Source organism: Micromonospora xinjiangensis, assembly GCF_056150165.1.
In genome coordinates this window covers 49,704-74,772 of the sequence record NZ_JAXCFO010000005.1, presented here as the reverse complement: position 1 = coordinate 74,772, position 25,069 = coordinate 49,704, and the positions used below count along the sequence as shown (strand labels likewise).

General features: G+C 73.2%; 21 protein-coding genes and 1 pseudogene. 17 read left to right on the top strand and 5 right to left on the bottom strand.

Annotated features, from left to right (window positions below; all coding sequences use genetic code 11):
- Window positions 1-59 precede the first annotated feature (59 nt).
- Both SM573_RS19255 and SM573_RS19250 read left to right on the top strand, forming a co-directional pair.
- Window positions 60-1,472, top strand: coding sequence for a DedA family protein (locus tag SM573_RS19255; RefSeq protein WP_474614687.1), 1,413 nt, complete (start codon window positions 60-62; stop codon window positions 1,470-1,472).
- 35 nt (window positions 1,473-1,507) lie between these two features.
- The gene (locus SM573_RS19250; RefSeq protein ID WP_474614688.1) at window positions 1,508-2,386 is read left to right on the top strand and encodes a lytic transglycosylase domain-containing protein; all 879 of its coding nucleotides are present in this window, start codon (window positions 1,508-1,510) and stop codon (window positions 2,384-2,386) included.
- Between the two features lie 10 nt (window positions 2,387-2,396).
- Here the strand turns inward: SM573_RS19250 and SM573_RS19245 are convergent.
- Window positions 2,397-2,582, bottom strand: a pseudogene (locus SM573_RS19245) (MMPL family transporter); the annotation flags it as partial.
- A 317-nt stretch (window positions 2,583-2,899) separates the two neighbouring features.
- Between SM573_RS19245 and SM573_RS19240 the strand changes: the two are divergent.
- The 3 genes from SM573_RS19240 (at window position 2,900) to SM573_RS19230 (ending at window position 5,767) form a co-directional block, all read left to right on the top strand.
- Window positions 2,900-3,814, top strand: coding sequence for a hypothetical protein (locus tag SM573_RS19240; protein ID WP_474616733.1), 915 nt, complete (start codon window positions 2,900-2,902; stop codon window positions 3,812-3,814).
- A gap of 103 nt (window positions 3,815-3,917) precedes the next feature.
- Window positions 3,918-4,490, top strand: a complete 573-nt coding sequence (locus SM573_RS19235; RefSeq protein WP_474614691.1) for an ArsR/SmtB family transcription factor — start codon at window positions 3,918-3,920, stop codon at window positions 4,488-4,490.
- Complete coding sequence (locus SM573_RS19230) at window positions 4,487-5,767, top strand: MFS transporter (RefSeq protein WP_474616732.1); 1,281 nt, start codon at window positions 4,487-4,489, stop codon at window positions 5,765-5,767. The genes SM573_RS19235 and SM573_RS19230 overlap by 4 nt, the downstream gene beginning before the upstream one ends.
- A 90-nt stretch (window positions 5,768-5,857) precedes the next feature.
- Here SM573_RS19230 and SM573_RS19225 read toward each other — a convergent pair whose 3' ends face one another.
- Window positions 5,858-6,061: a cold-shock protein gene (locus tag SM573_RS19225; protein ID WP_076467683.1), complete on the bottom strand. Its 204-nt coding sequence runs from the start codon at window positions 6,059-6,061 to the stop codon at window positions 5,858-5,860.
- Between the two features lie 170 nt (window positions 6,062-6,231).
- Between SM573_RS19225 and SM573_RS19220 the strand changes: the two genes are divergently transcribed.
- The gene (locus tag SM573_RS19220) at window positions 6,232-6,927 is read left to right on the top strand and encodes a class I SAM-dependent methyltransferase (RefSeq protein ID WP_474614693.1); all 696 of its coding nucleotides are present in this window, start codon (window positions 6,232-6,234) and stop codon (window positions 6,925-6,927) included.
- 101 nt (window positions 6,928-7,028) lie between these two features.
- Window positions 7,029-7,652 (top strand): DedA family protein, encoded by a 624-nt coding sequence (locus SM573_RS19215; RefSeq protein WP_474614694.1) that lies wholly within the window; start codon window positions 7,029-7,031, stop codon window positions 7,650-7,652.
- Between the two features lie 6 nt (window positions 7,653-7,658).
- Here the strand turns inward: SM573_RS19215 and SM573_RS19210 are convergent, their stop codons facing one another.
- On the bottom strand, window positions 7,659-8,312 hold the full coding sequence (locus tag SM573_RS19210; protein WP_474614695.1) for an MBL fold metallo-hydrolase: 654 nt from the start codon (window positions 8,310-8,312) through the stop codon (window positions 7,659-7,661).
- 7 nt (window positions 8,313-8,319) lie between these two features.
- Entirely contained in the window at window positions 8,320-9,036 is a 717-nt protein-coding gene (locus SM573_RS19205; protein WP_474614696.1) for a maleylpyruvate isomerase family mycothiol-dependent enzyme, read from the bottom strand.
- 177 nt (window positions 9,037-9,213) lie between these two features.
- Between SM573_RS19205 and rsgA the strand changes: the two genes are divergently transcribed.
- The 4 genes from rsgA to uvrC all read left to right on the top strand — a co-directional run bounded on the left by rsgA (window position 9,214) and on the right by uvrC (window position 16,574).
- Window positions 9,214-10,293 carry a ribosome small subunit-dependent GTPase A gene (gene rsgA, locus SM573_RS19200; protein WP_474616731.1) on the top strand — a complete coding sequence of 360 codons (1,080 nt, stop codon included), beginning with the start codon at window positions 9,214-9,216 and terminating at the stop codon, window positions 10,291-10,293.
- Window positions 10,294-10,533: 240 nt separating this feature from the next.
- On the top strand, window positions 10,534-13,476 hold the full coding sequence (gene uvrA / locus SM573_RS19195) for an excinuclease ABC subunit UvrA (protein ID WP_474616730.1): 2,943 nt from the start codon (window positions 10,534-10,536) through the stop codon (window positions 13,474-13,476).
- 320 nt (window positions 13,477-13,796) lie between these two features.
- Complete coding sequence (locus SM573_RS19190) at window positions 13,797-14,285, top strand: Rieske (2Fe-2S) protein (RefSeq protein ID WP_474614699.1); 489 nt, start codon at window positions 13,797-13,799, stop codon at window positions 14,283-14,285.
- Between the two features lie 306 nt (window positions 14,286-14,591).
- Entirely contained in the window at window positions 14,592-16,574 is a 1,983-nt protein-coding gene (uvrC, locus tag SM573_RS19185) for an excinuclease ABC subunit UvrC (RefSeq protein ID WP_474616729.1), read from the top strand.
- A 185-nt stretch (window positions 16,575-16,759) separates the two neighbouring features.
- Here the strand turns inward: uvrC and recQ are convergent, their stop codons facing one another.
- Window positions 16,760-18,595, bottom strand: a complete 1,836-nt coding sequence (gene recQ / locus SM573_RS19180) for a DNA helicase RecQ (RefSeq protein ID WP_474616728.1) — start codon at window positions 18,593-18,595, stop codon at window positions 16,760-16,762.
- A gap of 238 nt (window positions 18,596-18,833) precedes the next feature.
- On the opposite strand from recQ, the gene rapZ reads away from it, so the two are divergent.
- From rapZ to tpiA, 6 genes are all read left to right on the top strand, one after another.
- Window positions 18,834-19,718 (top strand): RNase adapter RapZ, encoded by an 885-nt coding sequence (rapZ, locus tag SM573_RS19175; RefSeq protein WP_474614725.1) that lies wholly within the window; start codon window positions 18,834-18,836, stop codon window positions 19,716-19,718.
- Window positions 19,715-20,686 (top strand): gluconeogenesis factor YvcK family protein, encoded by a 972-nt coding sequence (locus tag SM573_RS19170; RefSeq protein WP_474614702.1) that lies wholly within the window; start codon window positions 19,715-19,717, stop codon window positions 20,684-20,686. Before rapZ ends, SM573_RS19170 begins: the two co-directional genes overlap by 4 nt.
- A gap of 54 nt (window positions 20,687-20,740) precedes the next feature.
- Window positions 20,741-21,721: a DNA-binding protein WhiA gene (gene whiA, locus SM573_RS19165; protein ID WP_474614703.1), complete on the top strand. Its 981-nt coding sequence runs from the start codon at window positions 20,741-20,743 to the stop codon at window positions 21,719-21,721.
- 324 nt (window positions 21,722-22,045) lie between these two features.
- Entirely contained in the window at window positions 22,046-23,050 is a 1,005-nt protein-coding gene (gap, locus tag SM573_RS19160; RefSeq protein ID WP_474614704.1) for a type I glyceraldehyde-3-phosphate dehydrogenase, read from the top strand.
- Window positions 23,047-24,246: a phosphoglycerate kinase gene (locus SM573_RS19155; protein ID WP_474616727.1), complete on the top strand. Its 1,200-nt coding sequence runs from the start codon at window positions 23,047-23,049 to the stop codon at window positions 24,244-24,246. Before gap ends, SM573_RS19155 begins: the two co-directional genes overlap by 4 nt.
- A complete protein-coding gene (gene tpiA / locus SM573_RS19150; protein WP_474614706.1) occupies window positions 24,246-25,037 on the top strand; it encodes a triose-phosphate isomerase in 792 nt (263 codons plus the stop codon). The genes SM573_RS19155 and tpiA overlap by 1 nt, the downstream gene beginning before the upstream one ends.
- The last annotated feature ends 32 nt before the right edge of the window (window positions 25,038-25,069 follow it).

Here is a 25,069-nt window from a genome sequence, read left to right as displayed (position 1 = left end):
ACTCCTGTCCCAGCCGCTCACGCGGCTGGCATGCTGACCCTCGTGTTCATGGGGGCCGAGTGCACGACCTGCTGACCTTCATGCAGGGTCTGCCGCCCCTGCTGATCTACCTGGTCGCCGCGCTGATCGTCGCGGGGGAAACCGCCGTGATCTTCGGACTGCTGGTGCCGGGTGAGGCGACCCTGCTGCTGGTCGGCTTCCTAGCGTACGCGGGGACCCTGCGGCTCGCCCCGGCGCTGCTCGTGATGATCGCCGCGGCGGTGATCGGAGACACACTCGCCTTCCGCTCCGGCCGCCGGTACGGGCCCCGGCTGCGCGCCAGCGGCTTCGGCACCCGGGTCGGGCCGGAGCGCTGGCAACGGGCCGACGGGCTGCTCAACCGGCTCGGTGGCCGGGGTGTCCTCGCGGCCCGGTGGATCGCCTTCGCCCGCACCCTGGTGCCCCGGCTCGCCGGCGCCGCCGGGATGCCGTACCGGCGGTTCGCGCCGTGGAACCTGGCCGGCGTGGTCAGCTGGGTGGGCGGCTCGGTGCTGGTCGGCTTCCTGGCCGGTGAGTCGTACGAGACGGTTTCCCGGTTGCTCGGTCGGGCCACCGGCGCGGTGCTGGTGCTGCTGGTCGCCCTGGTGGCGGTCGTGCTGGCCGGGCGCTGGCTGGGGCGCAACCCCGACCCGGTGCGGGCGTTGCTGTCCCGGGCCACCGCGCTGCCGCCGGTGCGCTGGCTCTCCGGCCGGTACGGGGTGCTCTTCTTCCTGCTCGCCATGCGGATCGGGCCCGGCTGGACCCTGCTGCTCAACCTGACGGCCGGCCTGGTGCTGCTCTTCGCCGCGGGGCTCGCCTTCGCCGGCCTGCTGGAGCTGGTCGTCCGCCACAGCGGGCTGGCCGCCGTCGACGACGCCATCGCCGGCTGGTTCGCCGCCCGGCGTACCCCGGACGCCGTGGACGTGGTGCTCGCCACCGTGTCGGCGCTGCGCGGCCCGGTGCTGATCACGGTGGTCGCGCTGGTGGCCGGGGTGCTGGCCTGGCGCAGCCGCCCCTGGCGGGCGGACCTGCTCGGACTCGTCGGCACGGTGGGGGCCTTCGTCCCGCTGGTGGTGCTGGCCGTGGCCGCCCAGCTGACCCGCGCCCTGGGCGCCGGCCCGGACGAGGTGGTCTTCCCCACCCAGAACGCGGTGGTGACGGCCAGCCTGTGCACCCTCGCGTGGCTGCTGTCCCGGGGCACCCGCTGGCCGGTGGCCGTGGCCGCCTGGACGGGCGCCGCGGCCGGCGTGGTATCCCTCGCCGGCGCCCGCCTCTACCTGGGGCTGAGCACGGCCAGCGGAACATTGGCCGCGGTCCTGCTCGGGGTGCTCTGGACGCTGGTGTTCATGGTGGCCTGGGCGACCCGTAACCGGGCCGTCGGCGCGCCGGGACCGCCCGCGACCCCGGCGCCCGGGCAGCCCGAGGGGCAACGGCACCCGGTCGAGCCTTGTTAGGGTGCGGCGACGTCAACGGGGGGAAGGGAACCGGGATGCGCCGAGGAACGGGGCTGATGGGTGCGGCGGTTCTCGCCGGGCTGCTGCTGGTCGCGTCAGCGGGCTGCGGCGAGCAGGGCGCGCGGCCGTCGGAGCTGACCGCACCGGTGGGCGTGCCCGTGGAGGTCTCCGCCGAGGCCACCGCGGAGCCGGTGGAGGTCGCCGCGCCGTCGCCCTCCGCGGCGGAGGGGATGGGCGTCGCACCGAGCGCCTCGCGCAGCGCGTCCCCCTCGTCGAAGCCGCGCCCGAAACCGACCCGGACGGCGGCCGGGCCGCGGCCGGTGCCGAAGCCACCGACCGAGACCCGGGTGCCGCCCCCGCCGCCGAAGCCCGCGCCGAGCACCTGCAAGCCCAGCTACCGGGGCGACCAGGCGACCCGGTCGCAGGTCAAGGCGGCCCTGTCGGACGCGGCGGCGCGGACGTACTGGCCGACGTCGGCCCCGGACATCAAGATCCCGCTGAACCTGGTGAAGGCCACCGCCTGGCAGGAGAGCGGCTGGCAGTCCAACATCATCGCCTGCGACGGCGGGGTGGGGCTCATGCAGGTGATGCCGGCGACCGCGGAGTGGATGAACCAGCGGTTCGGGCAGAGCTACGACATCGACGACTACCGGGACAACGCCTACCTGGGCGGCACCTACCTGGCCTGGTTGACGAAGTACATCGGCGACATGTACTTCGACGCCGACTACCGGCTCGACGCCGACCTGTGCACGAGTGAGTTGAACTCCTGCCTGCTCAACGCGGTCATCGCCGCGTACAACTACGGGCACGGCGCGGTGGCGCAGGAGGGGGAGCCGTTGGCGATCCCCAACCCGCAGTACGTGCGTAACGTGCGGGCGCTCATGACCGAGTGCGAGTGCCTCGACTTCTGACCGGCTGAGGTCAGCCCGGCGACCCGGCCCGGGCCGGGTCGGGCGCCGTCGCCGTGGCGGCCGGTGCCCCGGCGGGGCGCCGGGCGAGCGCGCCGGGCCACCAGAAGTGGCGGTCGAGCGGCAGCACGATCGCGGGCACCAGCAGCGTGCGGACCAGCAGCGTGTCCAGTAGGACACCGAAACCGACGATGGCGCCCCGGCGTTCCGCCGGCTGAATGCCGGCCGTCCCCGCGGTCGTCCGTACTCCGGTCACGCTACGTGTCCATTGTTGACGGTTGGCCGTGTGCGGATCCGGGTCGACGGCATCCGGTCCGGCTGTCTACTGTGCCCGGACCATACCGTCGAATGTGAACGTGAAACCCTCTGACCTGGGCGTTTGCGCGGAGACCGAGCTATGGTTGGCCGTACGCCCGGCGCCGTGCGCTCGACAGGCCGGGCTCGCGCGTCGAACCCACCTCGCTAACGCGCGGTAACGCCGCGCCCGGCCCCCGTCCAACCGGAAAGGGGGACCCCATGACCCGGGCTCCGGCGAACCTGATGGCCGTACGCAGCCTGTTGCTCACTCATCTCAACGTCGACAAGAACCGGGTCCGCGACGCGGATCTGGAGCCCGCGGAGGTCGGCATCGTCGGCGATCCGAACCACCGCGGCGGATACCACTGCGGCTCCGATCGGGTGGTGAACAACGACTACTCGGTCGTCGAGTCGCCGCGCGACCGCGCCGGACTGACCCTGGACGCGGCCGCCCTCGACGTCGGCCAGTTCCGGGTCAGCTCCGGCGGGCGCAGCCATGACCTGCGCAGCTTCTCCACCTGGTGCGTCGGGCAGTGCGCGGCGAACGCCGCGGACACCCGGGACATTCGGGAGATCATCTACAGCCCGGACGGCCGGACGGTCCGCCGGTGGGACCGGCTCGGCCGGCGCAGCAGCGGCGACAACTCGCACCTCTGGCACACGCACTTCAGCTTCTTCCGTGACGCGATCAAGGCGGGCCGGGACCAGACTCCGCTGTTCCGCCGGTACCTCACCAGCATCGGACTGATCACCCCGCCGTCACCACCCGAGGAGGACGAGATGGAACTCACCGACCGGCTCATCAGCAACACCGGCTACGCCAGGCGCACCGTCGACGACGTGCTCGCCGACATGTCGAACCTGCGTAACTGGTTGGTCAGCCAACCGGGTTCGACCGGTGTGGTCAACCCCCCGTCGGCCGGCTCGCCGGCGATGCTGCTGCTGGCCATGGCCCAGGCGTTCCCGGCGCTGGTCGCGCAGGTCAAGGAGCTGTCCGGGAGGGACCTCACCGACGAGCCGGCGATCGTCCAGGGCGTGCTGGCCGGCCTCACCCCGGAGAAGATCGCCGCAGCCATCCCGCCCACGGTGGCCCAGCAGGTCGTCGACGAGCTGACCCGCCGGCTCGCCGCCTGAGTCGTGGGTGGGTCGCCCCGGCCCGGGGGCGACCCACCCATCCACAACGTCTATTCCGCAATAGCTCTTGCGGAACGGTTGTTGCGGATGTCAGCCTGGGGGCATGAACCGTGACGTACGCCAGGTCACCGACTCACGCGTCCTGGCCGCCCTCTCCCACCCCCTGCGCCGACGCCTGATGGACGTCCTCAAGGTGCACGGCCCGTCCTCCGTGGGGCTGCTCGCCGAGCGCACCGGCCAGGCCCCGGCGAACGTCAGCCACCACCTCAAGGTGCTCGCCGCCGCCGACCTGGTGGTCGAGGCGCCGGAGCTGGCCCGCGACCGCCGTGAACGGTGGTGGACCCTCGTCAACCCCGCGGTGCGCTGGTCCCAGAGGGACTTCGACGACGATCCCGCCGCGCGCGCGGTGGCCGACGCCGCCGCGTCGCTCAACCTGGACCGGCACGTCGCCCTGGCCCGCGCCTGGCACGGCGCCGACGAGTCGGCGCAGGCGGCCTGGGGTGACGGGCCCTTCTCCACCGACCGCTGGCTGCACCTCACCCCCGAGGAGCTGGCCGAGCTGGGTCAGGAGATCAACGACTTGCTGGCCCGCTGGGCCGAGCGGCGAGGCACCGACGACGGGCGGGAACGAGCGCCGGTCTTCGTGTTCGCCTACGGCGTTCCGGCGAAGCCGTGACCGCGCTCGCCCCGGCCGCCGCCCCCGCCCGGCGCGGCGGTCTGTTCCGGCACCGCGACTTCCGGCTGCTCTGGGCCGGTCAGTCGGTCAGCAGCATCGGCAGCAACGTCACGGCGGTGGCGCTGCCCCTGGTGGCGGTGGCCGTGCTCGACGCCAGCACCCTCGAGGTCGCCGTGCTCACCGCCGCGGCCTGGCTGCCGTGGCTGCTGTTCGGCCTGCCGGCGGGCGCGTGGGTCGACCGCCTACCCCGCCGCCCCGTCATGATCACATGCGACCTGGTGTCGGCGCTGCTCTTCCTCAGCGTGCCGGTCGCCGCCGTGGCCGGGGCGCTCACCGTCGGGCACCTGCTCGTCGTGGCGCTCGGCGCCGGGCTGGCCCGCGTCCTCTTCGAGACCGCCGATCACGTCTACCTGCCCGTCCTGCTGAACCCCACCGAGGTGCCCGAGGGCAACGCCAAGCTCCACGCCACCCAGACGGCGAGCTACGTCGTGGGGCCCGGTCTCGCCGGCCTCATCGCACAGGCCGTCGGCGCGGTCGCGGCACTGCTGCTGGACGCGCTGACGTTCCTGGTCTCCGCCGCCTGCCTGGCCCGCATCCGGACGGTGGAGCCCCGGCCGACGCGCGAGGGCCGGGCGCGGTCCCTGCGCCGCGAGATCGCCGACGGCGTACGGTTCGTCGCCCACGACCCGTACCTGCGGGTCATGACGGTCTTCGGCGCCGCGAGCAACATCGGGCTGGTCGGCTACCAGGCGGTGTTGGTGGTCTTCCTCGTCCGCGAGGTGGGTCTCGCGCCGGGGGCGGTCGGCGTGCTGGTCGCGGCCATGAGCCTCGGTGGCGTCGCCGGCGCGGTGGCGGCCACCGCCGCCGGTCGCCGGCTCGGCACCGCCCGGGCCATGCTGCTGGGGGCGGCACTCAGCGGCCCGCCGGCGCTGCTGATCCCGCTGGCCGGCCCCGAGGCGGCCCTGCTCTGGCCCGCCGCCGGCGGCGCGCTGATCAGTCTCGGGGTGGCCGTGAACAACGTGCTCAAGGGCAGCTTCCGGCAGACGTACACCCCGCACCACCTGCTGGGCCGGGTGACGGTGAGCATGCAGCTGCTCAACTACGGCACGATCCCACTGGCCGCGCTGGTGTCCGGCGCGCTCGGCACCGCCTTCGGGGTCCGGACGGCGATGCTGGTGATGACCGGCTGGCTCGCGGTGACGCCGCTGATCCTGCTGGTCGGGCCACTGCGGCGCCGACGGGACCTGCCCGCCGCGCCGCCGGTCACCGCCGGCTGAGCCGCACCGGACCGGCGCCGACCGACGACGCCGGCCCGGTGGGGCACACCGTGGCGGCGGCCGGAACGCCGGCCGCCGCCACCGGCGGAGTCACATCGGACGGACGTTGTCCGCCTGCGGACCCTTTTGGCCCTGGGTCACCTCGAACTCGACCTTCTGCCCCTCGCTCAGCTCCCGGTAGCCACTGCTCTGAATGGCCGAGTAGTGGACGAACACGTCCGGGCCTCCGCCGTCCTGCTCGATGAAGCCGAAGCCCTTTTCCGAGTTGAACCACTTAACCGTGCCGGTTGCCATGCGTCTCTCCCTGTTCAATGCGGGTGACCCTCGACCGCGGCCGATGATCGCCCAGTACCCTCTCGACAGTAACCGGCCAAACCCTTATCTGCCGGGCGAAGTGCCGCAGGCGACCGGGTGAACTCTGCGGCCAACCGGGAAATCCCTCCCCACCGCACCCGGCCTGCGGCATGCTTGCGCCGGTGAGGGATGCCGCGGCAGCCGCCCTGTCGGACCTGGAGCGTGAGATCGGCGCCCCCGGTCGCGGGCCCGACCGCCTGCGGTTGGCGCGCACCCCGTTCGTTCCCGAGGTGCGGCTGCACGTCGCCGAGGACCCGATCCTCTGGTGGGCCCGGATGGAGGCGAACGCCGGGCACCGCCTCCCCCCGCCCTACTGGGCCTCCGCGTGGGCCGGCGGTCAGGCCCTCGCCCGGCACCTGCTCGACAACCCCGCCCTCGCCGCCGGGCGCCGGGTGCTGGACCTGGCCGCCGGCTCCGGGCTGGTAGCGATCGCCGCCGCCCTCGCCGGGGCGGCACACGTCACGGCGAACGACATCGACCCGTACGCGGTGGCCGCCGTGACGGTCAACGCCCGCGCCAACCAGGTGCGGGTCGCGGCCACCGGAAACGACCTGCTCGACTCGGACCCGTCCGGCACCGACCTGCTGGTCGCCGGCGACGTCCTCTACGACCGGGCGCTCGCGGACCGGGTGCTGCCGTTCCTCACCCGCGCGGCCGCCGACGGCGTCGAGGTGCTGGTGGGCGATCCGGACCGGGGCCTGCTCCCGCCGGACCGGCTGTCCGTGGTCGCCAGCTATCCGGTGCCGACCACCGAGCCCACAGTCGACTCACCGGTGCGCCGGGTGCAGGTGCTCCGTCCGGCCTGACGCCCCTTGTGGATCAGGGGCGACCCCGAGGCGGTCTCAGGGGCACCGTGGGGGATCCGACCGGATGTGCCGGGTGGCGGGCGGGCCATAGCGTACGGGGCATGGCGGATTGGGTGGCCCAGGTCGGCGAGCTTCCCCTCACGTTGCTCGTGGGGGTGCTCGGAGTGGTCATGCTCTTCGACGCCGTACCGCTGCTCGGGGTGCTCGTCCCGGGCGACGTGGCCATCCTCGCCGCGGTGGGGGTGGGCCGGCCCGAGACCGGGCTGGCCACCTTCGCCGCCGTGGTGGGCGGCTGCCTGGCCGGCTGGTCGCTCAGCTTCCTGGCCGGCCGCCGGTACGGCGAGCGGCTGCGGCGCAGCCGGGTGGGCGGCTGGATCGGCGAGTCGCGGTGGGCGGCGGCCGAGGGCATCCTGCGCCGCGGCGGCGGCCGGATGGTGCTGGTCGCGCCGTTCCTGCCGGTGTTCAACGCGCTGCTGCCGCTGGCCGCGGGCGGGCTGCGGATGTCCTACCGGCGGTTCCTCGGCTGCGCGGCCCTGGGCGCCGCCGGCTGGGCCGGGCTCTACCTGGTGCTCGGCACCGCCTCCCGGTCCCTGGCCGGCCTGCTGCCCGGCGAGTCCAGCCCGATGCTGGTCACGATGGCGGTCGGGCTGGTGCTCGCCGGGGTGGTGCTGCTCGGCACCCGGCGACGGCTGCGCGCGATCACCGACGCGGAGCCGACCGCCTGACGCGGGTCACCAGCCGCGCGCCCGCCACTGCGGCAGCGCCGGCCGCTCCGCACCGAGGGTGCTGTCCTTGCCGTGGCCCGGGTAGAACCACGTCTCGTCCGGCAGCCGGGCGAAGAGCTTGCCCTCGACGTCACCGAGCAGCGCGGAGAACCGCTCCGGGTCCCGGTCCGTGTTGCCGACGCCGCCCGGGAAGAGGCTGTCCCCGGTGAAGAGGTGCGGCGCCCCGGCCGGGTCGCGGTAGAGCAGCGCGATCGAACCGGGAGTGTGCCCGCGCAGGTGGATGACCTCCAGCGCGCAGTCGCCGACGCGTACGGTGTCGCCGTCGGTGAGCGTCTCGGCCTCGATCGGCAGGCCCGCCGCGTCCTCGGCGTGCACCAGCGCGCGGGCGCCGGTCTTGGCCACCACCTCCTCCAGCGCCACCCAGTGGTCCATGTGCTGGTGCGTGGTGACCACGGCGGCGAGCCCCCGGTCACCGACCAGCTCCAGCAGGCGGGGCGCCTCGTTCGCCGCGTCGATCAGCACCTGCTCGCCCGTCGACCGGCAGGTCAGCAGGTAGGCGTTGTTGTCCATCGGGCCCACGGACAGCTTGCTGATCGTGAGCCGGTCGAGCTCGCGTACGGCCGGCGCACCGCCGGGCGTCACGTCTCCGCGGTAGGTCATGTGGTGTCTACATCCATTCCGGTGGGTTCGGGAGAGGACCGTCGGGGGTGACGGTGAGCGAGTCGCCGGGACCCCGGCCGATGAGCCAGGCGGCGAGGTCGGGCGCGGGGCCGGCGACGACCGGGGCGCCGTCGGGCTCGCCGATCACCAGTTGGTGGCGCGTGCCGTCGAAGCGCAGCACCATCGAGGGCACCCCGGTGCGGCCACCCAGGTCGGTGGCGACCTCGTGCAGCAGCCGGTGCGCGAACGTCTCGGGCCAGTCGGCCGGCCGGTGCCCGGCGGCCAGGTCGACGTGATGGACCTCCAGCTCCCGCAGCCGGCACCAGACCAGCTCCGCGGCGACCTTCGGCCCGCCCGGCGTCTCCACCGTCGCCGTCCAGGCGGCGGCGGGCATCGAGGCCACCGCCTCGGCGAACCGGTCGGCCGAGCCGCGCAGGTCGTCCAGGTGCGCGTCCGGCGTCCGGGCCGCGCCGGCCTCGATGTCCGCGGCCCGGCCGGCCGCCGACGCGTACATGGCCCGGGGCTCGCCGGTGCGGGCGGCGACGAACAGGTTGACGAAGCCGTCGGCGTTGCGGGCCAGGTGCGTCAGGACGTGGCCGCGGGTCCAGCCCGGCAGCAGCGACGCCGCCGCCAGACCCGACTCGTCGAAGGTGGCCGCGGTGCGCAGCAGCCGCGACGTCGCCTTGTCCACCTCGCCGGTCAGCAGCAGCGGGTCCGTGGTCACGTTCCGACCCTAGCGGTCGCGCGACCCGTCGTCGCCGGGGAAATCGCTTTCGGTACGTCGGCGCGCCCCCTACCGTCGGCGGCGACGCGGCACCGGGACGTCGGGAGGAGGTGAGGGCTCTCATGCCGGACGTGGCACGTGTGTTCCGCCATCACCTCCGAGACCGATGAGGATGCCATGAGAATCGATCTGACCGCCCTCGGCTGGGACGCCGGCTGGGCGGCCCACGTACGGCGACGCACCGACCACCGCCCGGGCCGGGTGTCCCGGGTCGACCGGGGCGTCTGCACCGTGCTCTGCGCGGAGGGCCCGGTGCGCGCCAGCGTGGGCGGCGCGGTGCTCGCCGCCGCCGCCCGCGACCTGACCCACCTTCCCTGCGCCGGCGACTGGGTGCTGGTCGGCACCTGGCCGGACGGGCGCCGCACCGTCGAGGCGGTACTGCCCCGGCGCACCGCCCTGGTGCGCCGGACCGCCGGCAAGGACGCCAGCGGGCAGGTGCTCGCCGCCAACCTCGACGTCGCCGCGGTGGTCGAGCCGGTCCATCCGGAACCGGACACCGGCCGCGTGGAGCGGCTGGTGTCCCTCGCCCACGAGTCCGGCGCCCGGCCGCTGGTCGTGCTCACCAAGGCCGACCTGACCACCCAGGCGGACGCGGTCGCCCGCCAGCTCTCCGCGGTCGCGCCCGGGGTGCCGGTGCTGCCGGTCAGCGCCGAGCGCGGCGTCGGCCTCGACCCGCTGCGGCAGCACGTCGCTCCCGGGCGCACGCTGGCCCTGCTCGGCCCGTCCGGCGCGGGCAAGTCGAGCCTGGTCAACGCCCTGGCCGGCGCCGTCGTGATGCCCACGCAGGCCATCCGGCGGGTGGACGGCAAGGGCCGGCACACCACCACCTGGCGGGCGCTGGTGCCGGTGCCCGGCGGGGGCGTGGTCATCGACACCCCCGGCGTACGGGCCGTCGGCCTGCTGGACGGCTCCGCCGGGCTGGACCGGGCGTTCGCCGACATCGCCGAACTCGCCACCGGGTGCCGGTACGCCGACTGCGGGCACGACGGCGAGCCGGCCTGCGCGGTGCGCGAGGCCCTGGAGAGCGGCGAGCTGACCGCCCGGCGCTGGGAGAGCTGGCGCCGGTTGCAGCGCGAGGTGGCGTTCGAGACCCGTCGGCGCGAGGCACGGCTGGCCGCCGAGCGGCGCGGCGGGTGGCGGGGGGCGCGCCGCCGGGCGAACCGGCCGGCCCGACCGCCGGCGCCGGGGAGCTTCTGACCCGGAGCCCGCCCGGCCCGACGCTCGCGGGCCCCGGTGACCCGGCGCGGGTCACCGGGGCCGGTCGTTCCCGGTCGTCGCGGCGTACCGCCGTGAGCTGGGGGAATGTGCCGGCACGGAGAATTGTCGTACCTCGGGGCTAGAGTTGCCGAGGCGTTCTTCTGCGCCCACACAACCGCTCGGAATCGCCCTCGAGCGGACAGATCCGCCTCATCTTCTTCACCCGGGAGTACACGGACCGTGGCCGACCGACTGATCATCCGTGGCGCGCGCGAGCACAACCTGCGTGACGTCAGTCTCGACCTGCCCCGGGACGCCCTGATCGTGTTCACCGGGCTGTCCGGGTCGGGCAAGTCGAGCCTGGCGTTCGACACGATCTTCGCCGAGGGGCAGCGTCGCTACGTCGAGTCGCTCTCGTCGTACGCCCGGCAGTTCCTCGGGCAGATGGACAAGCCCGACGTCGACTTCATCGAGGGGCTGAGCCCCGCCGTGTCGATCGACCAGAAGTCGACCTCGCGCAACCCGCGCTCGACCGTCGGCACCATCACCGAGGTCTACGACTACCTCCGGCTGCTCTTCGCCCGCGTCGGCGAGCCGCACTGCCCGGTCTGCGGGGAGCGGATCTCCCGGCAGAGCCCGCAGCAGATCGTCGACCGTGTGCTGGCCATGCCCGAGGGCACCCGGTTCATGGTCCTCGCTCCGGTCGTGCGGGGCCGCAAGGGCGAGTACGTCGACCTCTTCGCGGAGCTGCAGGCCAAGGGCTACGCGCGGGCCCGGGTCGACGGCGTGGTGCACCCGCTCACCGAGCCGCCGAAGCTCAAGAAGCAGGAGAAGCACACCATCGAGGTGGTGATCGACCGGCTCTCGGTCAAGGCGAGCGCCAAGCAGCGCCTCACCGACTCGGTGGAGGCGGCGCTCGGCCTCTCCGGCGGCATCGTGCTGCTCGACTTCGTGGACCTCGCCGAGGACGACCCCGACCGGGAGCGGCGCTTCTCCGAGCACCTGGCCTGCCCCAACGACCACCCCCTGGCCATCGAGGACCTGGAACCCCGGGTCTTCTCCTTCAACGCGCCCTACGGGGCCTGCCCCGAGTGCACCGGGCTGGGCACCAAGAAGGAGGTCGACCCGGAGCTGGTCGTCCCCGACCCGGAGCGCAGCCTGCGCGAGGGGGCCATCCAGCCCTGGGCGACCGGGCACACCCTCGAATACTTCCTCCGCCTGCTGGAGGCGCTCGGCGAGGCCGAGCACTTCGACCTGGACACCCCGTGGCGGGCGCTGCCCTCGCGGGCGCAGAAGACGATCCTGCACGGCTCCGACGACCAGGTGCACGTCCGCTACCGCAACAAGTACGGCCGGGAGCGGTCCTACTACACCGGCTTCGAGGGCGTGGTGCAGTGGATCGAGCGCCGGCACACCGACACGGAGTCGGAGTGGTCGCGCGAGAAGTACGAGGGCTACATGCGGGACGTGCCCTGCGCGGCCTGCGGCGGCGCCCGGCTCAAGCCCGAAGTGCTCGCGGTCACCATCGCCGGCAAGAGCATCGCCGAGGTCTGCAACCTCTCGGTGGGGGAGTGCGCCGAGCTGCTCGCCGGCATCGAGTTGACCGACCGGCAGAAGATGATCGCCGAGCGGGTCCTCAAGGAGATCAACGCCCGGCTGCGGTTCCTGCTCGACGTCGGCCTCGACTACCTCTCACTGGACCGCCCGGCGGGCACCCTCTCCGGTGGCGAGGCCCAGCGCATCCGGCTCGCCACCCAGATCGGGTCCGGCCTGGTCGGCGTCCTCTACGTGCTCGACGAGCCGTCGATCGGGCTGCACCAGCGCGACAACCACCGCCTGATCGAGACCCTGGTCCGCCTGCGCGGGCTGGGCAACACGCTGATCGTGGTCGAGCACGACGAGGACACGATCCGCACCGCGGACTGGATCGTCGACATCGGCCCGGGCGCCGGTGAGCACGGCGGCCGGATCGTGCACAGCGGCTCGGTGCCGGCGCTGCTGGAGAATCCGGAGTCGATCACCGGTGCCTACCTCTCCGGGCGCAGGTCGATCCCGACCCCTCGGCAACGCCGCCCGCAGACGCCGGGGCGGGAGCTCGTGGTGCACGGCGCCCGTGAGCACAACCTGCGCAACCTCACCGTGAGCTTCCCGCTGGGGCAGCTCATCGCGGTCACGGGGGTCAGCGGCTCGGGCAAGTCGACACTGGTCAACGACATCCTCTACGCCGTACTCGCCAACCAGATCAACGGCGCCCGGCTGGTGCCGGGCCGGCACACCCGGGTCGCCGGTCTGGAGCACGTCGACAAGGTGGTCGGCGTCGACCAGTCACCCATCGGTCGTACGCCCCGGTCGAATCCGGCAACCTACACCGGTGTCTGGGACCACGTCCGCAAGCTCTTCGCCGAGACGACCGAGGCGAAGGTGCGCGGCTACGGGCCCGGCCGGTTCTCGTTCAACGTCAAGGGCGGGCGCTGCGAGGCGTGCTCCGGCGACGGCACCATCAAGATCGAGATGAACTTCCTGCCCGACGTGTACGTCCCGTGCGAGGTCTGCAAGGGTGCCCGCTACAACCGGGAGACCCTGGAGGTGCACTACAAGGGCAAGACCGTCGCCGAGGTGCTCGACATGCCGATCGAGGAGGCGGCCGAGTTCTTCTCCGCCATCCCGGCGATCCACCGGCACCTCAAGACCCTGGTGGACGTCGGCCTCGGCTACGTCCGCCTGGGCCAGCCGGCGCCGACCCTCTCCGGCGGCGAGGCGCAGCGTGTCAAGCTCGCGTCCGAGCTGCAGAAGCGCTCCACGGGCCGGACGGTCTACGTGCTCGACGAGCCCACCACCGGTCTGCACTTCGAGGACATCCGCAAGCTGCTGATGGTGCTGGAAGGCCTGGTCGACAAGGGCAACACCGTGATCACGATCGAGCACAACCTCGACGTGATCAAGACGGCGGACTGGCTGATCGACATGGGCCCGGAGGGCGGCCACCGGGGTGGCACGGTGCTCGCCACCGGCACGCCCGAGGAGGTCGCCGAGGTGGCCGAGAGCCACACCGGCCAGTTCCTGCGCCAGGTGCTCAAGCTCGACGGCGAGGCGAAGGGCGCTGCCGCGGCCACCTCGCGGGCGGCCAAGGCCAACGGGGCGAAGTCCCGCGGTGCCCGGAAGGTGCCGGCCGGGGCGCGCTGACCGGGTGTCGGTGCGCCCGTCGTGCCACCCGGGGCGTCGGCGTGCGCGCGTCGGTCCGGCCGCGGTGGTTCCGGCTCGGCGACCGCGCCAAGCGGCGGTCCGTGGCGCCGGGCGCTGGTGTCGACCGGCCGGCGGCCGACCCGGCTCGTGTGGTCGGGCGTCGGCGTCTGCCGCCCGACGTCCGGCGGCCGGGCCGGTTGATCGTCGGCGGGGATGTTCCGGCACGCCGGTGGTGAACCGTCGGGCACAGTGGGGCGTGTGACAAAGGTGTGGCCCTCGGGGGTCGAGACGGGCCGCAGCAGCCGAGAGAAGGGCGAGGCATGAGTGACGATCAGGTGCTGACCGGTCCCGCTGGGCAGACGCGGCGGGTCCTGCTCGCCGGCGCCGGCGCGGTGGGGGCGTCCGCCGTCCTGGCCGCCTGTGGCGCGGACGACGCGGGTGACGGTGCCACCGGTCAGCCCACCAGTGCCGGGCCGGCGGTCCCCAGCACCGGTGACGCGGGCGGCGGCGACCGGCAGGGCGCCCAGTCCCTGGCCACCACCTCCGACATCCCGCTCGGCGGCGGCAAGGTCCTCGCCGCCGAGGGCGTCGTGGTCACCCAACCGACAGCCGGCCAGTTCAAGGGCTTCGACCCGATCTGCACCCACCAGGGCTGCCCGGTGTCGAACGTCGACGGCGGGACGATCAACTGCACCTGCCACGGCAGCAAGTTCTCGATCGAGGACGGCTCGGTGAAGGCCGGCCCGGCCACCAAGCCGCTGCCCGCCAAGCCGGTCAAGGTCGTCGGCGACCAGATCTCGTTCGCCTGACCCTCCGCGCCAGGGGCACCGCCCCTTAATCAACTCCAGCCGCCGATGTCGGGGTGTCGCCGTCACTGCGACACCCCGACGTGCGTGTAACCGCCCGAGGAGTGCAGGGGCGGTTCGACATCCCCGCTCGGCGCCACCCCCACCGAAGCCCGCGCCGCGATCGTCGGTCGCGGGTGAGCCCCCGAGGTCTTGGTACGAGGGAGCCCCCGAGGGGCAGTCTCCTACCAAGGTCCTCTCTGCGGTCGGGCCGGGGGCGGGCTGCGTCGGCTCGGGGAAACGTCGGTGGTGCGGACTAGGCTTGCAGCCGTGGCTGACCCCTCGACCTACCGTCCCGCGCCCGGCACCATCCCGGAGTCACCGGGGGTCTACCGCTTCCGTGACGGCACCGGCCGAGTGATCTACGTCGGCAAGGCGAAGAACCTGCGCAGCCGCCTCAATTCCTATTTCGGTGACCTCTGGAACCTGCACGAGCGCACCCGTCAGATGGTCACCACCGCCGAGTCGGTCGACTGGATCACGGTGGGCACCGAGGTCGAGGCGCTCCAGCAGGAGTTCACCTGGATCAAGCAGTACGACCCGAAGTTCAACGTCCGCTACCGGGACGACAAGTCGTACCCCTATCTCGCGGTCACCCTCGACGAGGAGTACCCGCGGCTGCAGGTGATGCGCGGCGCGAAGCGCAAGGGTGTGCGCTACTTCGGGCCCTACTCGCACGCGTGGGCGATCCGCGAGACGCTCGACCTGCTGCTGCGGGTCTTTCCCGCCCGCACCTGCTCGGCCGGCGTCTTCAAGCGCGCCGGTCAGGTGGGCCGCCCTTGCCTGCTCGGCTACATCGGCAAGTGCTCGGCGCCCTGCGTGGGCAACGTCTCCGTGGAACGGCACCGGGAGATCGTCGACGAGTTCTGCGACTTCATGGCCGGCCGCACCGACACGATGGTGCGCAAGCTCGAACGCGAGATGACCGAGGCCAGCGAGCAGTTGGAGTTCGAGCGCGCCGCCCGGCTTCGCGACGACATCGCCGCCTTGCGCCGCGCGATGGAGAAGCAGACCGTGGTGCTCGGCGACGGCACCGACGCCGACGTGGTGGCGTTCGCCGACGACCCGCTCGAGGCGGCGGTGCAGGTCTTCCACGTGCGCGACGGGCGGGTCCGCGGCCAGCGCGGCTGGGTGGTGGAGAAGACCGAGGAGCTGACCACCGGCGACCTGGTGCACCACTTCTGCACGCAGGTCTACGGCGGTGAGCACGGCGAGGCCGACGTGCCCCGCGAGCTGCTCGTCCCCGAGCTGCCGGCCGACGCCGACGCCCTGGCCGACTGGCTCTCCAGCCACCGCGGCAGCCGGGTCACGCTGCGGGTGCCGCAGCGCGGCGACAAGCGCACCCTGATGGAGACGGTGGAGCGCAACGCCAAGGACGCGCTGGCCCGGCACAAGTTGCGCCGCGCCGGTGACCTGACCACCCGCGGCAAGGCGCTCGACGAGATCAGCGAGGCGCTCGGCATGCGTACGTCCCCGCTGCGCATCGAGTGCTTCGACATCTCCCAGATCCAGGGCACCGACGTGGTGGCCAGCATGGTCGTCTTCGAGGACGGGCTGCCGCGCAAGAGTGAGTACCGCCGGTTCATCATCCGCGGCGCCACCGACGACCTCTCCGCGATGTCCGAGGTGCTGCGCCGCCGCTTCGCCCGCTACCTCGACGCGCGTGCCGAGACCGGTGAGGCGGGCGTGGAGGCGGCGGACGACCCGGAGGCCCCGGCCGGCCAGGTCTCCGACGACGAGCCCCGGGTGGGCACGCTTGTCGACCCGACGACCGGACGGCCGCGGAAGTTCGCGTACCCGCCGCAGCTCGTGGTGGTCGACGGCGGCCCGCCGCAGGTCGCGGCGGCCGCCCAGGCGCTCGCCGAGCTGGGCATCGACGACGTGGCGCTCTGCGGGCTGGCCAAGCGGCTGGAGGAGGTCTGGCTGCCCGACGACGAGTTCCCGGTCATCCTGCCGCGCAGCTCCGAGGGGCTCTACCTGCTGCAACGGGTCCGCGACGAGGCGCACCGGTTCGCCATCACCTTCCACCGGCAGCGCCGCTCGAAGCGGATGACGCAGTCGGCGCTGGACTCGGTGCCCGGGTTGGGCGAGGTGCGGCGCAAGGCACTGCTGCGGCACTTCGGCTCACTGAAGCGACTCTCCGCGGCGACCGTCGAGGAGATCACCGAGGTGCCGGGCGTGGGCCGCCGCACCGCCGAGGCGATCCTCGCCGCACTGGGCGGCGAGCCCGCGAAGGCACCGTCGGGCGACTGACCGTCCGGCCCCGGCGGTGCCGCCCGGTGACTGACCGCGCCGCTCCGATCGCGCCGCGCCGCTCCACACCGATCTGAGCGCGGCGCTCCGACCGGGCGGCTCCACGCCGAGCTGAGCGCGCCGCGCCGACCGGGCCGCTCCGACCGTGTCGCTCCGGCGGTGCCGCCGGAGCGGGCAGCGGCCCCTCAGGCGTCGGCCAGCACGGCCAGGATCTGCTCCCCGTACCTCGCCAGCTTGTTCTCGCCGACCCCGTTGACCCGGGACAGGTCGGCCAGCGACGTGGGCACGTCCGCGGCGATCTGCCGCAGGGTCGCGTCGTGGAAGATGACGTACGCCGGAACGCCCTGCTCCTTGGCGGCGGCCGCGCGCCAGGCGCGGAGCCGCTCGAAGACCGGGGCGGCGGCCGGCGGCAGCTCGGCGGCGGCCGTGGCGCGGGACCGGCCGGAGCGGGTGGGCGCCGCGCGCTCGGGCTCGCGGCGCATCATCACCGACCGCCGCCGGCCCAGCACCTCGGCGCTGGCAGCGGTGAGCGCCAGGGTGCCGTAGTCACCCTCGACGGCGAGCAGACCCTCGGCGAGCAGCTGGCGGACCACCCCGCGCCACTCGGCCTCGCGCAGCTCGCCACCGATGCCGAAGACGGTCAGCGAGTCGTGGCCGAACTGGGTCACCTTCTCGGTCTGCCGCCCGAGCAGGATGTCGATGCAGTGCCCGGCGCCGAAGCGCTGGTTGCGCTCCCGGTCGAGCCGGAAGACGGTGGAGAGCAGCTTCTGCGCGGCGACGGTGCCGTCCCACGACTCGGGCGGGTCGAGGCAGGTGTCACAGTTGCCGCAGTCGCCGGTCTCCGGCTCGCCGAAGTACTCGAGGAGCTGGGCGCGGCGGCAGCGGACCGTCTCGCACAGCGCCAGCATCGCGTCGAGGTGCCGGGCCAGGCCGCGACGGTGCGCCACGTCCCCCTCGGACGTCTCGATCAGCTTCCGCTGCTGGACGACGTCCTGCAGTCCGTACGCCAGCCACGCGGTCGACGGCAGGCCGTCCCGCCCGGCGCGGCCGGTCTCCTGGTAGTAGCCCTCGACCGACTTCGGGAGGTCGAGGTGCGCGACGAAGCGGACGTCGGGCTTGTCGATGCCCATCCCGAAGGCGATCGTGGCGACCATGACCAGCCCGTCCTCCCGGAGGAACCGTTGCTGGTGGGCGGCGCGGGTGACCGCGTCGAGGCCGGCGTGGTAGGGCAGCGCCGCGATGCCGTTGGCGGTGAGGAACTCGGCGGTCTTGTCCACCGACGCCCGGGAGAGGCAGTAGACGATGCCGGCGTCCCCCGGGTGCTCGTCGCGCAGCAGGCTCAGCAGCTGCTTGCGGGGCTCCCGCTTCGGCACGATCCGGTACTGGATGTTGGGGCGGTCGAAGCTCGCCACGAAGTGCCGGGCGCCGGTCAGGTCGAGCCGGCGGGCGATCTCGTCGCGGGTCGCGCTCGTCGCGGTGGCGGTGAGCGCGATGCGCGGCACCTCCGGCCACCGCTCGTGCAGCATCGACAGGGCCAGGTAGTCGGGCCGGAAGTCGTGCCCCCACTGGGACACGCAGTGCGCCTCGTCGATCGCGAACAGCGCGATCTTGCCGCGGTCGAGCAGCTGGACGGTGGCCCGGGAGCCGAGCGCCTCCGGCGCCAGGTAGAGCAGGTCCAGTTCGCCGGCGAGGAACGCCGCCTCGACCCGGCGACGGGCGTCGAGGTCGAGTGTCGAGTTGAGGAAGCCGGCCCGGACGCCGAGCGCGGTCAGCGCGTCGACCTGGTCCTGCATGAGCGCGATCAACGGGGACACGACCACGCCGACACCGGGGCGCACCAGCGCGGGGATCTGGTAGCAGAGCGACTTGCCGCCCCCGGTGGGCATCAGCACCAGCGCGTCGCCGCCGGCCACCACGTGGTCGATCACGTCCTGCTGGAAGCCGCGGAAGGTGTCGTAGCCGAAGACCCGGCGCAGCACCTGCCGGGCTTCCGAGGTGTGCAGGTCGGTGGGGGAGACCATCAGCGAAGTCTACGAGCCGACCCCGACGGAACCCGGGACCGACGGGAGGCGGTGGGGAGGGCGCAGGGGCCGGTGGTGCGGGTGGGGCGTGGCGCCGGGCGGCGGGTGGTGCGGGATAGAGTCGCTGATTGACCGTTCGCGGCCCGGGGGGCGGCCGCGGCGCCAGCGGCTTGGGGGTTATTCGGTGAGCGAGGCGCGTACGGCCGAGGGGCGGCACGGCACCCCGGCGGAGACAGGCGTGGGCCAGGCGGCGTCGGCGGAGTCGGACACCACCCTCGTGGTGGTGACCGGGCTCTCCGGTGGTGGGCGCAGCACGGTGGCCCGGGCGCTGGAGAACGTCGGCTACTACGTGGTCGACAACCTGCCGCAGGCGCTCATGCTCGACATGGCCGAGCTGGCCGTCAAGGCGGGCGGAGCGGCCCGCCGGACGGCCATGGTGCTGGACGTCCGCTCGCGCGCTTTCTCCACGGATCTGGCCGGGGCGATCCGTGAACTCCGGGAGCGGGGCTTCTCGCCCCGGGTGGTCTTCGTCGACGCCGACGACGAGGTGCTGATCCGACGCTTCGAGAGCGTCCGGCGTTCGCACCCGTTGCAGGGCGACGGGCGGCTCGCGGACGGGATCGCCGTCGAGCGCGGGCTGCTCGAGGAGGCCCGCGACCAGGCCGACGTGATCATCGACACGAGCCACCTCAACGTCAACCAACTGCGCCGGCGCATCGAGGAGCTCTTCGGCGGCGAGGACGCCCGCCGGCTGCGGGTCACCGTGCTCTCCTTCGGCTTCAAGTACGGCCTGCCGCCGGACGCCGACTTCGTGCTGGACGCCCGTTTCCTGCCCAACCCGTACTGGGTGCCGGAGCTGCGGGAGCACACCGGCCGGGAGGAGGCGGTCAGCGCGTACGTGCTGGGCCAGGAGGGCGCCGACGCGTTCGTCGCCTCGTACGCCGACCTGGTCAACGCCACCACCACGGGCTTCGAGCGGGAGGGCAAGCGCTACCTGACGGTGGCGGTCGGCTGCACGGGCGGCAAGCACCGCAGCGTGGCGATCGCCGAGGAGCTGGCGGCGCGGCTGCGGCAGTCCGGGCTCGCCGCCAACGCACAGCACCGCGACCTGGGGCGGGAATGACGACGAGGGTGGTGGCCTTCGGCGGCGGACACGGCCTCTCCGCCTCGCTGCGGGCGCTGCGCCGGTGTGCGCCGGAGCTGGACCTGGACATCACGGCCGTGGTGACGGTGGGCGACGACGGCGGCTCCAGCGGCCGGCTGCGCGCCGAGCGGGGCGGCCTGCCCCCGGGCGACCTGCGCCAGGCGCTCGTCGCGCTGGCCGGCGACCACCCCTCCACCCGGCGCAGCGCCGGCCTCTTCCAGCACCGCTTCGCCGAGGTGTCGGGGCTGGACCAGGGCGACGGGCTGGCCGGGCACGCGGTCGGCAACCTGGTGCTGTGCGGGCTCATGGAGCTGCTCGGTGACCCGGTGGCGGCGTTGGAGCACGCCGGCGCGATGCTCGGCACGGTGGGCCGCGTGCTGCCGATGTCCTGCCAGCCGGTGGGGATCGAGGCGCGGGTCCGCGGCGCCGACCCGGCCCGCCCCGACGAGGTGCGGACGGTCACCGGCCAGCACCAGGTCGCGGTCACCACCGGGCGGGTGGAGTCGCTGCGGCTGACCCCGGGCGAGCCGGAGGCCTGCCCGGAGGCGGTCGAGGCGATCCACGCCGCGGACTGGCTGATCTTCGGTCCGGGCAGCTGGTACACGAGCGTGCTGCCGCACCTGCTGGTGCCCCGGCTGGCCGACGCGATCGTGGCCAGCCCGGCCCGCCGCCTGGTCACCCTCAACCTCGCGGCGGAGAAGGAGACCCTCGGCCTCTCCGTCGCCGACCATCTGGCCGCGCTGCGCTGGTACCTGCCGGAGCTGAAGGTGGATCACGTCCTGGCCGACGCCAAGGCGGTGGGTGACCCCGAACCGGTCGAACGTGCGGCAGAATCGCTGGGTGCCCGGCTGGTCCTCGCCCCCGTCGCCGTCACCGACGGCACTCCTCGCCATGATCCAGCCGCCCTGGGCGCCGCGCTGGTGCCTGTCCTGGGCGCCGATCGTTAGACACGTACGTAATCTCCGGCGACACGCCGGAACGGGTCCGTGAGGGGACGCACAATGGCGATGACGGCCGCGGTCAAGGACGAGCTGAGTCGGGTCGACGTGCCCAAGCCCTGCTGCCGGCGGGCGGAGATGGCGGCGCTGCTGCGCTTCGCCGGCGGGCTGCACATCGTCTCCGGTCGCGTGGTGGTCGAGGCGGAGCTGGACACCGGCGCGGTGGCCCGCCGGCTGCGGCGGGAGATCGCCGAGGTCTACGGCTATCCCAGCGAGATCCACGTGCTCGCCTCCGGCGGGCTGCGCAAGGGCAGCCACTTCATCGTGCGGGTGGTCAAGGACGGCGAGGCGCTGGCCCGACAGACCGGCCTGCTCGACGTCCGGGGCCGCCCGGTGCGCGGCCTGCCCCCGCACGTGGTCGCCGCGAACGTGTGCTGCGCCGTCGCCGCCTGGCGGGGCGCCTTCATGGCGCACGGTTCGCTGACCGAGCCGGGCCGCTCCAGCGCGCTGGAGATCACCTGCCCCGGCCCCGAGTCGGCGCTGGCGCTCGTCGGCGCGGCCCGGCGCATCGGCATCACCGCCAAGAACCGCGAGGTGCGCGGGGTGGACCGGGTGGTGGTCAAGGACGGCGACGCGATCGCCGCGCTGCTGACCCGGATCGGCGCGCACTCCAGCGTGCTCGCGTGGGAGGAGCGCCGGGTGCGCCGGGAGGTGCGGGCGACCGCGAACCGGCTGGCCAACTTCGACGACGCCAACCTGCGCCGCTCGGCGCGGGCCGCGGTGGCCGCCGCCGCGCGGGTGACCCGGGCGCTGGAGATCCTCGCCGACGACGCCCCGAACCACCTCACCTCGGCCGGCCGGCTGCGGTTGGAGCACCGTCAGGCCTCGCTGGAGGAGCTGGGTGCGCTCGCCGACCCCCCGCTGACCAAGGACGCCATCGCCGGCCGGATTCGCCGGTTGCTGGCGCTGGCCGACAAGCGCGCCCGTGACCTGGGCATCCCGGATACGGAAGCGGCCGTCACGCCCGACATGCTCGTGGTCTGATAGGACGGTGGCGGTCAGCGGAGGCGAGCGGGCCGGCAGGCACGCCCTGCCTTCCGCCGGGGTGCGCGAGAGGTCGGAGACGCGAGTCGATCACCACCCCGCGCGGCGCGCTGCCACGCGCTCGGATAAGGTCGCAGCGTACGGCAAGGGGGCCGGCACAGGCACTCCGCGCCGCGCGAACCGCCTCGGGCGGTCAGGTCCTCCCGGACCGCGGCGGGGTGGCCGAGATGAACTGTCAACGGCCGGCTCCAACGGTCGGCGCACATCACTCCGCCGGCGACACGGTCTGCGACCGGCGGACCAGAACGCGAGGAGATGGGACCTGTGACCATCCGGGTTGGCATCAACGGCTTCGGTCGGATCGGCCGCAACTTCTTCCGGGCAGTGCTGGCGTCCGGCGCTGACATCGAGGTCGTGGCGGTGAACGACCTGACCGACAACGCGACGCTCGCCCACCTTGTCAAGTACGACAGCATCCTTGGCCGCCTCCCGCAGGAGGTCAAGGCCACCGCCGACGAGATCACCGTGGGCGGCAAGACCATCAAGGCGTACGCCGAGAAGGACCCGGCGAAGCTGCCGTGGGGCGAGGTCGGCGCCGACGTGGTCATCGAGTCGACCGGCTTCTTCACCGACGCCACGAAGGCGAAGGCGCACGTCGAGGGCGGGGCCAAGAAGGTCATCATCTCCGCTCCGGCGAAGAACGAGGACGTCACGGTCGTCATGGGCGTCAACCACGACCAGTACGACCCGGCCAAGCACACGATCATCTCGAACGCGTCCTGCACCACCAACTGCCTCGCCCCGATGGCCAAGGTGCTGCACGACACGTTCGGCATCGAGCGGGGTCTGATGACCACGATCCACGCCTACACGCAGGACCAGAACCTGCAGGACGCCCCGCACAAGGACCTGCGCCGGGCCCGCGCCGCCGCCCTGAACATCGTGCCGACCTCGACCGGCGCCGCGAAGGCGATCGGCCTGGTGCTGCCGGACCTGAAGGGCAAGCTGGACGGCTACGCGCTGCGCGTGCCGATCCCGACCGGCTCGGTCACCGACCTGACCGTCACGGTGGGTCGGGAGACCAGCGTGGACGAGGTCAACGCCGCGCTGAAGGCCGCCTCGGAGGGCCCGCTGAAGGGCATCCTCACCTACAACGAGGACCCGATCGTGTCGTCGGACATCGTCACCGACCCGGCGTCCTGCATCTTCGACGCGCCGCTGACCAAGGTCATCGGCAACCAGGTGAAGGCCGTCGGCTGGTACGACAACGAGTGGGGCTACTCGAACCGGCTCGTGGACCTCGTCAAGCTGGTGGGTTCGTCGCTGTGAGCATCCGGACCCTCGACGACCTGCTCGCCGAGGGGGTGTCGGGTCGGCGCGTGCTGGTGCGCGCCGACCTGAACGTCCCGCTCGACAAGCAGACCGGCGCCATCACCGACGACGGCCGCATCCGCGCCGTCCTGCCGACCCTGAGCGCGCTCACCGGCGCCGGCGCGAAGGTGACCGTCTGCTCGCACCTGGGTCGGCCGAAGGGCTCGCCGGATCCGCAGTTCAGCCTCCGGCCGGTCGCCGACCGGCTCGGCGAGCTGCTGGGCGTCCGGGTGCGCTTCGCCACCGACACCGTCGGCGACTCGGCCCGTTCCACGGTGGACGCGCTGGCCGACGGTGAGGTGGCGCTGCTGGAGAACCTGCGCTTCAACGCCGGCGAGACCAGCAAGGACGAGGCCGAGCGCGGTGCGTTCGCCGACCAGCTCGCCGGGTTCGGCGAGGCGTACGTCGACGACGCGTTCGGCGCGGTGCACCGCAAGCACGCGAGCGTCTTCGACGTGGCCACCCGGCTGCCGCACTTCGCCGGCCGGCTGGTGCTGCGCGAGGTCGAGGTGCTCAGCAAGCTGACCGGTGACCCGGAGCGGCCGTACGTGGTGGTGCTGGGCGGTTCGAAGGTCTCCGACAAGCTCGCGGTGATCGAAGCCCTGCTGCCGACCGTCGACCGGCTGCTCATCGGCGGCGGGATGTGCTTCACGTTCCTCAAGGCCCAGGGCTACGAGGTGGGCACGTCGCTCCTCGAGGAGGAGATGGTCGAGACCTGCCGCAACCTGATGGAGCGCGCGCCGGGCAAGATCATGCTCCCGGTCGACGTGGTGGCCGCGGACGCGTTCGCCCCGGACGCCGCGCACGACACCGTCCGCGCGGACGGCATCCCGAGCCACCGGCTGGGCCTGGACATCGGCCCGGAGACGGTGGCGGGCTTCGCGGCCGCCCTGTCGCAGGCGAAGACCGTCTTCTGGAACGGTCCGATGGGCGTGTTCGAGATGGCGCCGTTCGCGGCCGGCACCCGTGGTGTGGCCGAGGCGATCACCAAGGCCGACGCGTTCAGCGTGGTCGGCGGCGGTGACTCGGCGGCGGCGGTGCGGGCGCTCGGCCTGGACGAGTCCGCGTTCGGTCACATCTCCACCGGTGGTGGGGCGTCCCTGGAGTACCTGGAGGGCAAAACCCTCCCCGGCATCGCTGCTCTGGAGAACTGATGGCGGGCGCCACCCGCCGGCCGCTGATGGCCGGCAACTGGAAGATGAACCTCAACCACCTCGAGGCCAACCTGCTGGTGCAGAAGCTGGCGGCGAGCCTCACCGAGAAGCAGCTCACCGACGTCGAGACGGTGGTCCTGCCGCCCTTCACCGACCTGCGCACCGTGCAGACCGCCGTGGAGGGCGACAAGCTGTTGATCGGCTACGGGGCACAGGACCTGTCGCCGCACGCCTCCGGCGCCTACACGGGTGACATCGCGGGGCCGATGCTGGCCAAGCTCGGCTGCACCTACGTGGTGGTCGGGCACTCCGAGCGGCGCGCCTACCACCACGAGGACGACTCGCTGGTCAACGCCAAGGTCAAGGCGGCGCTGACGCACGGGCTGACGCCGATCCTCTGCGTGGGGGAGGGGCTGGACGTCCGGGAGGAGGGCCGGCACGTGGCCCACTGCGCGGACCAGCTCCAGGGCGCCCTGCGGGGGGTCTCCGCCGAGCAGGTGACCAAGGTGGTCGTGGCGTACGAGCCGGTCTGGGCGATCGGCACCGGCAAGACCGCGACGCCGGAGGACGCCCAGGAGGTGTGCGGGGCGGTCCGCGAGCGGCTGGTCGAGCTGTACGACCAGGGCATCGCGGACCAGGTCAGGATCCTCTACGGCGGCTCGGTCAAGGCGTCGAACGTCGCCGCGATCATGGCCCAGTCGGACGTGGACGGGGCCCTGGTGGGCGGGGCGAGCCTGGACGCCGAGGAATTCGCGCAGATCTGCCGGTTCCCGGAGCACATCGCTCGCTGATCGCTCGCTATCCTTGACTCCGCCCGTCCGCC